We start from the raw sequence: 15,664 nt of genomic DNA, 5'->3' as shown, positions 1-15,664 counted from the left end.
TCCGTCGTTGACGGAAAGATTGATGAATAAACTCTTCCAACTAAGGAAAATTGATTTTAAATAATAGATTTAATGGATGTTTCCAGTTTTTGTTTTACGGATGCGTTCAATTCATTTGATCGCATTAAGGTTTTAAAAGGTGCAATGGATTTCTTTTCCTGCAATGCCACCATAAGATCTGCCAATGTAATCTGAACTATAGGTGAATCTTGATTTACAATTGATTGTACCAATCCCTCTCTTACAACTGGTTTATCTATATAATTGGTCAATGATTCAATGGCGGCCAAACGTACGTTTACATTCGCATCACCGTTTAATGTCTCCAGCAACGCTTTAATCACCTTTTCGTCTACTTTGGTAATTTTGTTCGCTTCGCTAATACCCTGCAATCTTTGATTGGCGGAAGGTTGTTCGAGTAAAGTTAGCACCAATCGCTCTCGGACCTCTTCAGTTTCTGGATTAGCTACAATAGTGGTTTCTTTTGGATTTGATGTGCTATTGAAGTTTAAAAAATAACCAAACCCCAATCCTATGCACAGCAATAATATCCCATAGGCGACTTGAGGCTTCCAAAGCCTTTCCAAGAAATAGGCAATCCAACTTCTAGAATTATTATTTGTTGTTTCACTTCTTTTTATTTCCCCATGCAGCATATCATAAAAACGTTCATCCATAATGGCTGAGGTCTCAGGAACTTCTAAATTATCCACTTCACTCCACGTCTCACTGAACCCATTAAATTTTTCCTGATATTCTGGATTATCCTTCAAGAATTTTTCAAATTCCAAGCGCTCATTCTCGTTTAAAGAATCCGTCAGGTACGCTATAGTCCATATGTCAAATCTTTCTTCCTTCATGATTATGTGCTTTCCATTTGTAAAAAAATCGTTCTTAAATCCTTTAAGGCTCTATGTGCTTTGACTTTGGCGGCACCTTCCGTACATCCCAGAATTTCCCCAATTTCACTAAACTTAATTTCCCTATACTTGCTTAAAACTAGGATTTCCCTTTTATCTCTAGGTAACCTTTGCATGGCCTTGTTCAGTTGAGCTATGTTATCACTCTTATCCATCGTACTGCTCAAATCATCAGCATCTTGGAGCTTGTGTGCTATTGAAGCTAAATCATTTTGGTTCCTTTCTTTACTATACTTCTTGTAATTATCATAGTTGACGTTTCTTGCCGTTTTGAACATCCAAGCTATAAAAGAACCTTTCCCGGTGAATGTGTGCCTATATTTCAACATGCGGATAAAGACATTCTGTACTAAGTCTTCACTTAATGATGCATTTCCATTCATATTAAAAAAGAAACCAAACACCCGTCTTTTATGGCGTTCGTACAAGAGGCCTAGTTTGTCTAAATCTCCTGATTTTACTTTCAGCATTAATGCGTTGTCGGTTAGTTGGTGCATTCCTGTTTTTGTCTACAAAAGGGTAAACCGTTATTTTTTGAAAAGGTTACAATAATGTTCAAATTACTTTTAAGGTAGTTCTTTTGTATAAAAAAAGTGCTACCGTTCAGTAGCACTTTCAATTAAACCATATGCTTGTCTATCCCCGTAACCAAGCATTCCTCAAATCAGAAAAATCTTCGGAAACCCCTTTTACAGGAATAATTTTTTCAACCTCCATAGTTGGTGTTCCCACCGGGCCCTCCACTACTATGGTTTCTCCATCCCTTATTATTTCCATTTTAATTACCGTCTCCGCATTCCAACCAAAACTTTGGCTGATGATTTGCCTTATGGATTCCAAATCAACAGAGGTACCATTAATACTTTTAATCACGTCCCCACCTTGAATGCCCAATCCATCATAAAAAGAACTCAATTCAATTCCTTCTCTAATGTAGATGCTATTCCCATTTTCTAGGTCAACGTCTATAAAAGGGATTTCGCCATCTAAAAAATATCCAGTCTGCTTATCCTCCCTTACCGTTGCCAATCCTACTTTTGCCAAATATTCGCTATAATCTATCGGCAATTCGCCTACGACATGTGCATCGAAGAAATTGCGGACTTCCGGATACGTCAATGCCACAATTTCCTCAATTAACTTGACATCTTCAAAAGGAACATCCTTACCATAATTTTTAGACAATTCCTTCATTAGCCACAATACTCCTTTTTGACCATTGCTTTCCGTTCTCAACAAAATATCAAGGCACATGTTTATTAATGCACCTTTTTCATAAACATTGGCATAATTAGACTCGTATGGCTCATTTTGAATATTACTACTCATAACCGTGAAAGACATCGAATCATCGTAAGCCTTTGAATTATTTATCTTTCTCATTATCCGCTCATAAAACTCTTCTTCGCTTATAAGTCCTTGATTGATTTGAAAAAGATTTGCAAAATATTCGGTGGTCCCTTCATACATCCATAAGTGTTGGGACATTTTTGGGTCGTTGAAATCAAAGAACTGTATTTCTTTAGAGTGTACCGTCAACGGAGTCACAATATGGAAGAACTCATGGGAAACCACATCTACCATAGCCTGTTCCAAACGTTCCTTTGGCATGGCCTCAGGCAATACTACAACAGTAGAGGTATGGTGCTCCAACGCTCCAAAACCATTTGCGTCTGTATCTTCCATAGTGGACAGATAAAGAAGAATACTATACTCTTTAGTGCCATCAATATCCCCTAAGAATGCTTTTTGAGCCGCCATCATTTCTTCCATTCGCTCCTTTAAGTCCGAAGCCTTATAAACGCCATTTGGGGAATAAACACTTAATGTAACCGTAATATCATTGATTTGAAATTTCTCTTTGTTATGTTCAGCATAAAGAATAGGGTTATCAATAACTTCAAAATACCTTGACGCGTAAAAACTATCCGTGGCAGGATCTAGTTCTTTGGGTTCAACAAGTATTAAGGAAGTAGTGGATTCCAAATTTTCAGGTTTGGATACCTCCAATCGGTAAGGAACTTCCTTAAACCCTTCAAAATAGCCTATGAAACCATGAAGGTTGAGCATAAAGTTCTTACCTGACAGAATATTGGTCCCAGCTGGAGAAAAAACTGCATCTGTAACCTCACGTTCTGTATCATAAGTATCGTTGACCTTATAGATTAGCCTGTCAAGATTTTTTCCATTGGCAACTACCCAGGTATTCTTGTCCGGTTGGTTAACTTTCATTGTATTTCCATTATAATCAAAGGCAACTAGGTCTTCTATATATTGGCCATAATCATCCGTACTATATGTTCCAGGGACAGTCTTGGGAATCTTAAAAGTTACCACCTCTGTTTGGAAAGCTCCTGGATCAATGGAAACATTTACTCTGTCATCTATGACGTTGATTAAGTCCAAAGACACTTCAATTGGTACATTATCAACGGTTAATAAAGACTTTTTAACCCCACAGCCATAAAGCATGCTAAAAATAAAAAGATAGAGAAATGAGTTTTTCATAAATAGTAAGAAATTAAAAAGGAGCCCATAAGAACAGCCCAGTACAAGATTATTAAAAATAAATATTGCGACCCATTTATTAGGAAATAATTATGTTTTAATAGTAAAGCCACACCAGCAACGGGCATCATTTTTTTCATTATTTTTGTTTCGAAACAAAATAAAAAATGCATTATAAAAGAATACTTTTAAAACTAAGTGGTGAGGCTTTAATGGGCGAAAAACAATATGGGATTGACCCCAATCGCCTCAACGAATATGCCGAAGAAATAAAAGCGGTCGTTGCGAAAGGAATTCAGGTAGCCATTGTTATTGGTGGTGGAAACATCTTTAGGGGACTTTCCGGAGCGGCCACTGGAATGGACCGGGTGCAAGGTGATCATATGGGCATGTTGGCAACCGTCATCAACGGACTGGCCTTACAGAGCGCTTTAGAAATGCAACAAGTAGAAACACGATTACAGTCCGCCATAAAAATTAACGAAGTGGCGGAACCCTTTATACGCAGAAGGGCAATAAGGCATTTGGAAAAAGGTAGAGTTGTTATTTTTGGAGGAGGAACGGGAAACCCTTATTTCACGACAGATTCCGCGGCAGTACTGCGTGCCATTGAAATAGAGGCTGATGTCATACTAAAGGGAACTCGTGTTGATGGTATTTATACCTCAGATCCAGAAAAAAATAAAGATGCAACAAAGTTTGACAACATTTCCTTTCAGGATGTACTTAATAAAGGTTTAAAAGTTATGGATACCACTGCATTTACTTTAAGTCAGGAAAACGAACTACCCATCGTAGTTTTTGATATGAATAAAAAAGGAAATCTTTTAAAAATTGTTGACGGGCAGACCATAGGAACTACAGTGAACATGTAGCGATCGGCACGATTTATGGCTAAGCTTTAGAAATATTATATTATGAACGAAGATATACAGTTTATTTTGGATTCCGCCAAGGAGAGCATGGATGCAGCAATCGCCCATTTAGAGCGGGAATTTTTAAAAATTAGAGCAGGAAAAGCCAGCCCTGCCATGTTGTCCTCCGTTTTGGTGGATTATTATGGATCACAAACTCCTCTATCACAAGTGGCCAATATCAACACTCCTGACGGAAGGACTTTATCGGTGCAACCATGGGAGAAAAGCATGCTTCAAGAAATTGAAAAAGCCATAATGAACGCCAATTTAGGATTCAATCCAATGAATAATGGAGATTACGTAATCATTAACGTACCGCCCCTCACCGAAGAGCGAAGAATACAACTTACGAAACAAGCGAAGGCCGAGGCCGAGCACGCCAAAGTAGGAGTCCGAAGTGCAAGACAGGATGCCAATAAAGAAATAAAGGATTTAGAAGTATCAGAGGATTTGGAAAAGAATGCCACTGCGGACGTCCAAGAACTAACGGACAAATATGTTACCAAAATCGATAATTTTTTAGGCCTAAAAGAGGCTGAAATCATGAAAGTTTAATACCAAAATAAACTGAAGCACCCTACATCAACCTTATCTACGATATTTATAGACTTGCAGTTTAGGAACACTATTGGTCTTTGGTTACCTTTGCACTCTGCTAATAACACCTATGGTAGCTAAACTTACTCAAGGATTTTGGGCAAAAACAGCAAAAATAATACTCAGAAATAGAATTCTGATATTATTGCTTATTGCCGCCTTCACCATATTTCTGGGAATGCAATGGCAACATATGCGTTTTTCCAGTTCGCAGGCTAACCTTCTACCAGACGATCATCCTATTAACCTAGAGTATCAACAATTCCTGAATCAATTTGGTGAAGAAGGTAATGAGGTTGTTTTTGCCGTACAAGACACAGCTCTCTTTAACCCTGTTAATTTCAATCGCTGGAACAAGTTTAGCAAACAACTGGGTGCCTTCCCGGAAGTAGACTTCGTCCTTTCTACGGACAATCTACAGGAATTGGTTAAAGATAAAGAGAAACAAGAATTTGTTCTGGTCCCCCTACTCAAAAAGGAACCGGAAACCGCAAAGGAAATTGACAGTATAAAAAAACATTTGTTCAACGACCTACCCTTTTACGATAACCTTATTTTTAATAAGGATAGCGGCACCCTGAGAACCATATTATATCTGGATAAGGACATTGTGAACACCAGTGTCCGTAAAGATTTCATTTTAAAGGATATGATTCATTTGGTCGATAGTTTCGAAGAAGAAACTGGTCTAGACGTTCATATTTCTGGTATGCCTTACGTACGTACCATGAATTCCCAAAATATTATTGATGAAATAGGAAAGTTTATTTTAGCCGCCTTGGGGGTTACATCCCTTATATTCTTTTTCTTTTTTAGAAGTTTGAGAGCAACCTTTATTTCAATGTGTGTTGTTATAATAGGGGTTATGTGGGCTTTCGGGATATTGGGACTTCTACAATATGAAATTACCGTTTTAACGGCATTGATTCCACCTCTAATTATCGTCATCGGAATTCCCAACTGTATATTTCTGATCAATAAGTACCAACAAGAAGTAAAAAAGCATGGGAATCAGGCTTTGTCTTTACAAAGAGTCATTTCTAAAATAGGCAACGCTACATTAATGACAAACATGACGACGGCGTCAGGTTTTGCCACTTTTATTATTACCGATAGTAAATTGCTTAAAGAGTTCGGTATTGTAGCCTCCATCAATATCATTGGCATTTTCATACTATCACTCTTGATTATTCCCATAGTTTACAGTTTTCTTTCCCTTCCAAAAACCCGACATCTTAAACATTTGAACAAACGGTGGATCGATGCTTTTGTCAATTGGATGGAGCGTATCGTAAGGGGACAAAGAATTACGGTCTACATTGTCTCTATAGCCCTATTGGTAATCAGTATTATTGGAATTTATACTATAAATATATCAGGAAGTCCCATAGAGGATATGCCCAAGAATGCCGAGTTTTTCAAAGACATCCGTTTTTTTGAAAAGGAATTCGACGGAATAATGCCTGTGGAAATCGTGGTCGACACCAAAAATCCAAAGGGCGTACTAAAACCAGCTACCTTAAAAAGGATGGATCGCTTGGGGGAAGTTATCGACGAAATTCCCGAGCTTTCGAAACCTGTTTCAGTAGTCAATCTGGTGAAATATTCCAAGCAGGCTTTCTATAACGGGTTGCCTAAATACTACCAACTGCCTACCAGCCAAGAGAATAATTTTATCATGGACGTTGCCCGAAAATCTTCAGACAATGGCAATCTTCTAGAAAGTTTCGTGGACAGCACAGGGCAGGTGGCACGAATAACGACTTTTATGCGTGACGTGAAAACAGATCGGATGGAACAGATTGAGGAGCGGCTCTTGGAAAATATTGCGAAAATTTTTCCCGAAGAACGCTACACGGTCTACATGACAGGAAGTGCGTTACTGTTTCTAAAGGGGACCAAGTATCTTGTTAAAAACTTAATTATATCCTTGGCATTGGCTATTGGGCTCATTGCGCTATTTATGGCCTATTTGTTCCGCTCGTTCAGAATGATCATAATTTCCTTGATTCCCAATCTTCTTCCACTAATCGTTACAGCGGGCATCATGGGCTTTGTTGGTGTACCCATTAAACCATCTACTATATTAGTCTTTAGTATTGCGTTTGGGATATCAGTAGATGACACCATTCACTTTCTGGCGAAATATAGGCAGGAACTTACGGCGAGTAAATGGAAGATAGAAAAATCGGTCTACGCCGCACTTCGAGAAACCGGGGTGAGCATGTTCTATACTTCTATCGTATTGTTCTTTGGTTTTTCGGTTTTTGTCATTTCTAATTTTGGAGGAACTGTTGCTTTAGGAGCTTTGGTCTCTGCCACATTGCTATTTGCTATGTTGGCAAATCTTATTCTTTTACCATCTTTATTGATTTCATTGGAAAGAAGTATTGCAAACAAGCAAACGCTTAAAAAACCCCAAATTGACATTCTTCCCAAGGACGAGGATAACGACTAGGGATTCCACAAAACTTTTATCACTATTTAGCACCCTTATCAACACGTAGTTTTTTATCAAAAAGCTATCTTTGGCATTTAATTTTCAATTCTGTTTAGAATGCGTTCAGCGACCATAAAAGAAATACTTTCAGGAGAAGGACTATTACGAGAAGTAACCGTAAACGGGTGGGTAAGAACCTTTAGAAGCAATCGTTTTATTGCGTTGAACGATGGTTCCACAATCAATAACATTCAGTGTGTCGTTGAATTTGAAAACTTTGATGAAAGTTTACTTAAGAAAATTAATACTGGTGCCGCCTTGAAAATTACGGGTACTTTGGTGGAAAGTCAAGGGCGTGGTCAATCCGTTGAAATACAGGTTAAGGATATATTCGTTCATGGTACGGCGGACCCCGAGGAATATCCGATTCAACCAAAAAAGCACTCATTGGAGTTTTTGAGGGAAAAAGCCCATTTACGCATACGCACCAATACCTTTGCCGCGGTGATGCGTGTAAAGTCAGCTTTGGCTTTTGCGATTCATAAGTATTTCACTGATAACGGTTTTTATTATTTTCATGCCCCCATTATTACGGGTTCCGATGCAGAGGGTGCGGGAGAAATGTTTCGTGTCACAACACTAGATGAAAAGAACCCTCCTCTTAATAAAGAAGGAGAGGTTGATTATGAGCAGGATTTTTTCGGAAAGGAAACTAACTTAACAGTCTCAGGTCAGCTAGAGGCAGAGGCCTACGCCATGGGACTTGGGAAAGTATATACCTTTGGACCTACCTTTAGAGCAGAAAATTCTAATACAAGTAGGCATTTAGCGGAATTCTGGATGATAGAGCCAGAGATGGCCTTCTTTGACCTAGATGCCAACATGGATTTAGCCGAAGACTTTATTAAAAGCGTTATTAGCTATGTTTTAAAAAATTGCGAGGAAGACCTTGAATTTTTAGAGAAAAGATTGCTAGACGAAGAAAAGACTAAGCCACAGGCCGAACGTAGCGAGATGGCGCTTAGAGATAAACTGCGATTCATCACAGATAATAATTTTAAAAGGGTTACTTATACTGAGGCTATAGAAATATTAAGAAATAGTAAACCAAACAAAAAGAAGAAATTTCAATATCCTATTAACGATTGGGGTGCCGATCTGCAAAGTGAACATGAGCGATTTTTGGTTGAAAAACACTTTAAATGCCCTGTAATCCTTTTTGACTATCCCGCAAAAATAAAAGCGTTTTATATGCGATTGAACGATGATGGTAAAACCGTAAGGGCCATGGATATCCTTTTTCCAGGAATCGGGGAAATTGTAGGCGGGTCTCAAAGGGAAGAACGTCTAGAGGTGCTAAAACAGAAAATGGCCGCTTTGGATATTCCGGAGGAGGAGCTCTGGTGGTATCTTGATCTGCGAAAATTTGGGACTGCCGTTCATAGTGGTTTTGGGCTCGGTTTCGAAAGACTTGTACTCTTCGCAACAGGTATGGGAAATATCAGGGATGTAATTCCATTTCCAAGAACCCCACAAAATGCGGAATTCTAAGGGTATTTCGTTACTTTTATATCCAGTAGCAAACAATCCCGGGGTAATCCTTCGGAGATATTAAAAGAAAATTGAACTTTATATTTCGACGTAAGCGTCGGAGCATATTAATCTCGATTATCGAGTAAAAGGCAATGCTTAAACAACACTTACAATTTAAATTATCACAGAAACTATCTCCACAACAAATCCAGTTGATGAAGCTGATACAATTGCCGACCCAGGCATTTGAACAGCGCTTAAAACAAGAGTTGGAAGAAAATCCCGCTTTGGAAAGTGGGAAGGAGGAATTGGAAAATTTAAACGATGAGTATGACGAAGTTTATGAAGCGGAATCCGATAGCGAATCCATCAATGCGGAGGATATAAATATTGATGATTATTTGAGTGATGATGAAATTCCGGAATACCGTACACATGCCAATAACTACAGTTCGGATGACGAAGAGAAAAGTGTGCCTTATGCGGCAGGAGTCTCTTTCAATCAATACCTACTCAATCAACTAAACACGGTTTATTTAAGCGATGAAGAATGGTCAATCGCCGAATTCCTTGTGGGCAGTGTAGATGAGAGTGGTTATATCAGAAGACCGATTTCAGATATTCTTGATGATTTAGCTTTTACCCAAAATGTGTATACAGACGAGGAGACCATCCAACGTGTGCTATCCATAGTCCAAGAGTTGGATCCACCCGGAGTTGCCGCACGATCTTTGGAAGAGTGTTTAATCATTCAATTAGAACGCAAGGAATTGACGCCCAGTGTGGAATTGGCCATTGCAATCCTGAAAAAGTCATTTGAACAATTTACTAAAAAACACTACCAGAAGCTTTTACAAAAACACAATATAACAGAAGAGGAACTCAAAGCAGCCATAGCGGAAATAGAGAAATTGAATCCCAAACCAGGAGGTTCCTACGCTGGTAACAATAGAATAATCGAACATGTAGTTCCCGATTTTTCCATCAGAATTGTGGAAGGAGAACTGGAGCTCACCCTAAATGGGAGAAATGCTCCTGAGCTGCATGTATCACGGGAATACAGCAACATGCTCAAAGGCTATAAGGCATCCAAGGAAAAGTCGAAGTCCCAAAAGGATACGGTGCTGTTCATAAAACAAAAATTAGATGCGGCGAAATGGTTCATAGATGCTATTCGGCAAAGACAGCAGACATTGTTCATCACAATGAATGCCATCATGAACTACCAAAAAGAATACTTTCTTACAGGTGATGAACGTAACCTTCGTCCAATGATACTAAAGGACATTGCAGACGAAATAGATATGGACGTATCTACCGTTTCCAGGGTTGCCAACAGCAAATATGTAGATACCCCCTATGGTACAAAACTCATAAAGGAATATTTTTCCGAATCCATGAAAAATGAACAAGGAGAGGATGTTTCTACAAAGGAAATAAAGAAGATATTGGAGACGGTAATAAAAGAAGAAGCGAAAAGAAAACCGCTTACAGATGATAAACTTGCATCCATACTAAAGGATAAAGGATATCCAATTGCAAGACGAACAGTGGCTAAGTACAGGGAGCAAATGGGAATTCCTGTGGCAAGGCTCCGAAAACAGATGTAATGCGATTTTTCTTTAGTTTTATTTCCTACCTGTTCCATCCTTTATTCGTTCCTATAGGTGGCACTCTTGCGTATTTTTTGATAACCCCAAAATACAGCCCATTAGAAATTCAGAGCGGTAACATTTTACCCATATTTATACTAACGGTAATCGTCCCTATGGTAAGCTATTTAATACTCAAGAATCTTGGGATGGTAAGTACAGTTCACGTGCCTACTCTTGCTGAAAGAAAATATCCACTTTATATACATATTCTAATATTGTTCATGATATTGTATAAAGTAATTCCCAATAATTACATTGTTGAACTTTATTTTTTCTTTGTAGGTCTATTGGCATCGGCTTTCGCATGCTTGTTGTTACTCTTTTTCAATCTAAAAGTAAGTATGCACCTAACAGGCATGGGAGCCATTCTCATGTACCTGATTGCATTGAGCATTCATTTTGAAATCAATATTATCATCGCCATCAGTCTGTGCACATTAATTTTGGGTTTGGTGGCAACTTCAAGAATTTACTTAAAGGCGCATTCAAAATCGGAATTAGTAGTTGGTCTTTTTATTGGCCTGTTGTGCCAATTATTGACCGTTAAGTTCTGGTTATAGGATATAGAAGATGATACCTATTCGTAAAGGTCTAAATCCAATAGCCTCACCATTTACAGTTTCCGAACTCTCAAAAAGGTCGCTGAGGGAATAATAAGCGTGAATATTAAAAGTATTATAGCCCAGATTGATCGTTAAGCCATACTGAAAATCTTTTATATCCGTATTAAAAAAACTATCCTTCAGGTTTTCGGTAACAAGCTTTGAGCGAGCACCAATTATGTAGGCTGCCTTGATACCAGCATAGACCCTCCAAAAGCGATACTCCTCAGGAGTAGAATTACGCCATCGAAATTCAAGCGGAAACTCTATAGCATGGGTTTCTAATTTACTTCGTTTAAAGTCTGGATTGTTAACAATCAATTCATAGGTAAATCCACCATCGATCTCATCGGCCACCAAATTGGAATAATATGTATTAAGTGCGAGACCTAAACCAATTCCCAAAGCTCTAGTACCAGATTCATTCAGGGGAATATCTCTTATGAAGCCAGCGTTAAGCCCGTAAGATAAATTCCGTTGACTTAAGCCATCTGGTTTATTTCTAACAAAGTTATAGGTTACCCCCAGATAAAACTGGTCTTCAAAATAGCGTTCACCTGAAGTACTGCTATCGGATAGTATTTGTGCTGTAACCCAACCAGAACAGATTAAAGTTAAGCAGGTCAAGAACTTTTTCATGAATATAAAGTTAATCAAATAAAAAACGCTCCAAATAAATTTGAAGCGTTTCGCTAAGCTTGAATAAATTACTTATCTATTGTAAATTCCTAAAAGCATCTCCTTCATAGGTAGTATAATTAACCTTTAAGGCATTTACCTTTCTCAATTCCTGCTTAATGTCCGAAATAAGACCCATATTGGCATTTTTATCGACCTTAAGGGCTGTTGTCAAAACATTTTGAAGTTCTTGAGGCTTCTTTGCTCTCTCCATCAAAATATAATCTCCAACCTCAGAAGGACTAGCAAATTTATCATTTAATTGAATCTTAGGCTCCGTACCAAATACTTTTTGATATTCCCTTGTAGGCGTACCAACATATATATAGATAACTCGATCCTTCTTCTCCAGCTTTTTTATTTCGCTCGCGTTAGGAAGTACGTTCTCTACCTTAAGCGAACTGTCTTTCATAACCGTAACGGTCATAAAGAAAAACAAGAGCATAAATACAATGTCAGGAAGCGAAGCCGTTGACACCGCTGGCACCTCCCCATCTTTCTTCTTTGCAAATTTTGACATATTATTCTATTTATGATTTGTTAGTTCGATGATGATGTTTCAGCTTCGGAAAGTTTCTGAGGAAACAAATCTTGAATACGCTTCACTTTTTCCTTCAACTCCTCCTTTACTTCATCGGAGGTCTCTGGATCTAAATATCTGGCCTCCATCTCCACAAAATTTGTATTGTACAAACGTTGTGCTTCTCTATTCCTAAGATCGTTGTATGCCCCTACCAGTTCATTTTGAACCGTAATGTAAGTGCTATACTTCGTTTCGCGGTCGTTCTTAAGCGAAATGATGGCTTTCGAAGGATTATCAGATGACGACGCATCTCTCCTTCCTTTACAATAGCTACAATAGTCTGGACTACCGGATGGCGCTCCACCATTATCAAGAAAAGCTATAGCCTTTTCCCTTAAATCCTTTAGTTCTATCAATTCATCATCTGCCAATAATTGACCGTTCTTGTTGATATTAACCTGAAAAATGTTTTTCTGTTTAATAACTACATCTGTGTCGGGCGGTTCAATGGGCGGTAACATACGATCCAATCCTGCATCAGTTTCAATAGTAGTTGTTACCAAGAAAAAGATTAGCAGTAGGAAAGCTATATCTGCCATGGAACCAGCGCTTACTTCTGGTGCTCCTGCTCTTCTAGCCATAGTTTTTATTTTTATTTACTAAACATATTTTTAATTCCTGGTATAATCAAAGATAACACAGCTATTATGGTAAGAATAAAAAACACATTTAATCCCATACCGATTTTCTTTACCGTACTCTCATCCGACATTTCCATATACTCCGGAGCTACATCGGTTCCACTGGCTAAAACATAAGAAATAACCACCACCAATAAAAATCCACCGACTACGAACAACGTTTTCTTAAGTCCCTGAGGATTGGAAAACAAGTTCTTTAAAGTAAATACTAAACTTACTACAACCGCAATTCCTAAGAGCAAATACGTTATGATAAACATGGCATTCATTGCGCCACTATCCGCAGCTTCCGCCACTGGCATATCTGAACTAGGTAATAAATACCATAACACGGCACTTACCAGACCCAGCACAACTAATGCTATTTTTACAATTTTTTGCATAATATTTTAGGTATTAAAAGGTGTAACTTATTTTTTGTGGTCTACCAACATATCGATTAATGTAATCGAAGAATCCTCCATATCATTAACAATACTATCAATCTTAGCGATAATGTAGTTATAGAAAATTTGAAGTATAATAGCCGTAATAAGACCAAATACCGTAGTCAATAGTGCCACTTGGATATCACCTGCAATAAGTGATGCACTTAAGTTACCCACCGCTGCAATTTTTTGGAATGCCTGAATCATACCAATTACCGTACCCATGAAACCAAGCATAGGGGCAATCGCGATAAATAAAGACAACCAAGAAACATTTTTCTCCAACTGACCCATTTGAACACCTCCATAAGCTACCACAGCCTTTTCAGCAGATTCAATACTATCTCCTGCCCTATCCAAGCCTTGATAATAAATAGACGCAACAGGTCCTTTTGTATTTCTACATACCTCTTTAGCCGCTTCAACACCACCGGAAGCCAAGGCATCCTCTACTTGTTGCTTTAATTTAGCGCTGTTCGTACTAGCCATGTTTAAATAGATAATCCTTTCAATAGCAACCGCTAGACCAAGAATTAAACATAAAAGAACGATGCCCATGAAGCCGGCACCACCTGTTATAAACATTTCCTTTAGAACTTGGGTAAATCCTTTCTCAGCCTCTGGAGCCGCATCTTGAACTAGCAAGGCCACTGCAGCAACCTTTGCACTTACCATATTTGTACCTGCTACAAACGCCCCAGCAACTGCTAGGCTTGGGAATAATTTTTTCATTTTTTTCAAACTTAAATTAGTTAGTTAATAGGGTTAAAGATAAAAAAAAACAATACAAAAAAAGTAAAACTTAATTGCAGACAAGCAGGGATTAACTTTTTGTTCCCGGCACGTATACAATTCATTTTAAAAGCGCTTTTACACACCTATGTTAATGCTTGGGTTCGTTAGTTTCAAAAAATCATGAAACAATCATTAATATCTTTAGATATCTAACAAAAGCATTTGCAGAGAGGAAGGGATTCGAACCCTCGATACCCTTGTGGGGTATACACACTTTCCAGGCGTGCGCCTTCGACCACTCGGCCACCTCTCTATTCTAGTATTTTTAAGGGTGGGCAAATAACAAAAAAATAATTAGTTAAAGAAATTAAACAGACTAATTTTATTGCATTTCTCCACGAAGGGAAGTCTCAAAAATCGTTTTAAAGAGCTTATCGGATATTCCACTGCCCAATAGATACATTGCCTTGGCAATCGCAGCTTCCGTAGTAATATCCTTACCGCTAACCACTTGCAGTTTTTTTAACTGCGTACTAGTATCATATTGACCCATGCTTACACTACCTCCTGAACATTGTGTAACGTTTATAATATGAATTCCATCCTTTATGGCTTCTCTAAGTCCTTCAAAGAACCAATCGCTGGTTGGAGCGTTCCCAGAACCATACGTTTCCAGAATAACTGCTTTTAATTCTGGCGTTTTTAGGATACTTCTTAGAACCTTCTCGTTCAGTCCTGGAAATAGTTTCAAAATAACCACATTCCTATCCATTTTCAAATGAACCTTAAAATTTCTGCTACGCTGAGGCAGCCATAGATATTCATCAAAAACTTTCAGATGCACCCCAGATTCTATGAGATGTGGGTAATTCAAAGAGGCAAATGCTTGAAATTGCTCCGCATTAATCTTCGTAGTCCTATTTCCTCTATACAATTTATACTCAAAATATAGACCTACCTCTCGTACTACCGCCCTACCTCTTTTCTTTAAGGCCGCTATTTGGATGGACGTAATCAGGTTTTCCTTAGCATCCGTTCTCAAGTCACCAATGGGCAGCTGTGACCCCGTAATGATTACTGGTTTAGTAAGATTTTCCAACAGAAAACTCAAAGCAGAGGCTGTATAACTCATGGTATCGCTTCCGTGCAGAACCACAAAACCATCATGCTTTTCGTAATTGGATGCAATGATTTCCGCGATATTTATCCAGTGAGACGGATTCATATCGGAAGAATCAATCGGTTTTTCAAAGGATAGCGTTTCAATTTTACAATCTAATTGATTTAGTTCAGGTATACTTTTAAGAAGTTGATTAAAATCAAAAGGCCTTAAAGCTCCGGAAGAATAATCTTTGACCATCCCTATGGTACCTCCCGTATAAATCAATAAAATTTTACTTTTATCCGTATCCAAAATCACTAATTCA

At 38.2% G+C, this 15,664-nt stretch carries 15 protein-coding genes and 1 tRNA gene; 6 read left to right on the top strand and 10 right to left on the bottom strand.

All coding sequences use genetic code 11. The annotated features are described in order from the left end of the window. Nucleotides 1-56 precede the first annotated feature (56 nt). From N8A89_RS10880 to N8A89_RS10870, 3 genes are all read right to left on the bottom strand, one after another. Nucleotides 57-860, bottom strand: a complete 804-nt coding sequence (locus N8A89_RS10880; protein WP_281542291.1) for a HEAT repeat domain-containing protein — start codon at nt 858-860, stop codon at nt 57-59. A gap of 2 nt (nt 861-862) precedes the next feature. Beyond that, a complete protein-coding gene (locus N8A89_RS10875) occupies nt 863-1,417 on the bottom strand; it encodes an RNA polymerase sigma factor (protein ID WP_281542290.1) in 555 nt (184 codons plus the stop codon). 139 nt (nt 1,418-1,556) lie between these two features. Continuing rightward, complete coding sequence (locus N8A89_RS10870) at nt 1,557-3,428, bottom strand: M61 family metallopeptidase (RefSeq protein WP_281542289.1); 1,872 nt, start codon at nt 3,426-3,428, stop codon at nt 1,557-1,559. 167 nt (nt 3,429-3,595) lie between these two features. Between N8A89_RS10870 and pyrH the strand changes: the two genes are divergently transcribed. The 6 genes from pyrH (at nt 3,596) to N8A89_RS10840 (ending at nt 11,130) form a co-directional block, all read left to right on the top strand. Continuing rightward, nucleotides 3,596-4,303, top strand: coding sequence for a UMP kinase (gene pyrH / locus N8A89_RS10865; protein WP_281542288.1), 708 nt, complete (start codon nt 3,596-3,598; stop codon nt 4,301-4,303). A 42-nt stretch (nt 4,304-4,345) separates the two neighbouring features. Continuing rightward, nucleotides 4,346-4,900 carry a ribosome recycling factor gene (frr, locus tag N8A89_RS10860; RefSeq protein WP_281542287.1) on the top strand — a complete coding sequence of 185 codons (555 nt, stop codon included), beginning with the start codon at nt 4,346-4,348 and terminating at the stop codon, nt 4,898-4,900. Nucleotides 4,901-5,012: 112 nt separating this feature from the next. Further along, a complete protein-coding gene (locus N8A89_RS10855; RefSeq protein WP_281542286.1) occupies nt 5,013-7,400 on the top strand; it encodes an efflux RND transporter permease subunit in 2,388 nt (795 codons plus the stop codon). A gap of 99 nt (nt 7,401-7,499) precedes the next feature. Next, the gene (gene asnS / locus N8A89_RS10850; RefSeq protein WP_281542285.1) at nt 7,500-8,933 is read left to right on the top strand and encodes an asparagine--tRNA ligase; all 1,434 of its coding nucleotides are present in this window, start codon (nt 7,500-7,502) and stop codon (nt 8,931-8,933) included. Nucleotides 8,934-9,067: 134 nt separating this feature from the next. Next, on the top strand, nt 9,068-10,525 hold the full coding sequence (gene rpoN / locus N8A89_RS10845) for an RNA polymerase factor sigma-54 (RefSeq protein ID WP_281542284.1): 1,458 nt from the start codon (nt 9,068-9,070) through the stop codon (nt 10,523-10,525). Next, nucleotides 10,525-11,130 carry a hypothetical protein gene (locus N8A89_RS10840; protein WP_281542283.1) on the top strand — a complete coding sequence of 202 codons (606 nt, stop codon included), beginning with the start codon at nt 10,525-10,527 and terminating at the stop codon, nt 11,128-11,130. Before rpoN ends, N8A89_RS10840 begins: the two co-directional genes overlap by 1 nt. Here N8A89_RS10840 and N8A89_RS10835 read toward each other — a convergent pair. The 7 genes from N8A89_RS10835 to N8A89_RS10805 form a co-directional block, all read right to left on the bottom strand. Continuing rightward, the gene (locus tag N8A89_RS10835; RefSeq protein WP_281542282.1) at nt 11,125-11,811 is read right to left on the bottom strand and encodes a porin family protein; all 687 of its coding nucleotides are present in this window, start codon (nt 11,809-11,811) and stop codon (nt 11,125-11,127) included. The two genes, N8A89_RS10840 and N8A89_RS10835, sit on opposite strands and share 6 nt — an antisense overlap. Before the next feature lie 76 nt (nt 11,812-11,887). Then, complete coding sequence (locus tag N8A89_RS10830; protein WP_281542281.1) at nt 11,888-12,370, bottom strand: ExbD/TolR family protein; 483 nt, start codon at nt 12,368-12,370, stop codon at nt 11,888-11,890. A 20-nt stretch (nt 12,371-12,390) separates the two neighbouring features. After that, nucleotides 12,391-13,014, bottom strand: a complete 624-nt coding sequence (locus N8A89_RS10825) for an ExbD/TolR family protein (RefSeq protein WP_281542280.1) — start codon at nt 13,012-13,014, stop codon at nt 12,391-12,393. An 11-nt stretch (nt 13,015-13,025) separates the two neighbouring features. Then, nucleotides 13,026-13,457, bottom strand: coding sequence for a hypothetical protein (locus N8A89_RS10820; protein WP_281542279.1), 432 nt, complete (start codon nt 13,455-13,457; stop codon nt 13,026-13,028). A 27-nt stretch (nt 13,458-13,484) separates the two neighbouring features. Next, the gene (locus N8A89_RS10815; protein WP_289644309.1) at nt 13,485-14,234 is read right to left on the bottom strand and encodes a MotA/TolQ/ExbB proton channel family protein; all 750 of its coding nucleotides are present in this window, start codon (nt 14,232-14,234) and stop codon (nt 13,485-13,487) included. 228 nt (nt 14,235-14,462) lie between these two features. After that, nucleotides 14,463-14,550 (bottom strand) — tRNA-Ser (locus tag N8A89_RS10810). Between the two features lie 69 nt (nt 14,551-14,619). Next, nucleotides 14,620-15,651, bottom strand: coding sequence for an asparaginase (locus N8A89_RS10805; protein WP_281542277.1), 1,032 nt, complete (start codon nt 15,649-15,651; stop codon nt 14,620-14,622). Between the last annotated feature and the right edge of the window lie 13 nt (nt 15,652-15,664).

The sequence above is a fragment of the Maribacter aestuarii genome, assembly GCF_027474845.2.
Taxonomy (GTDB): Bacteria; Bacteroidota; Bacteroidia; order Flavobacteriales; family Flavobacteriaceae; genus Maribacter; species Maribacter aestuarii.
The sequence above is the reverse complement of the archived record's forward strand: the minus strand, read 5'-3'. Positions and strand labels throughout refer to the sequence as shown.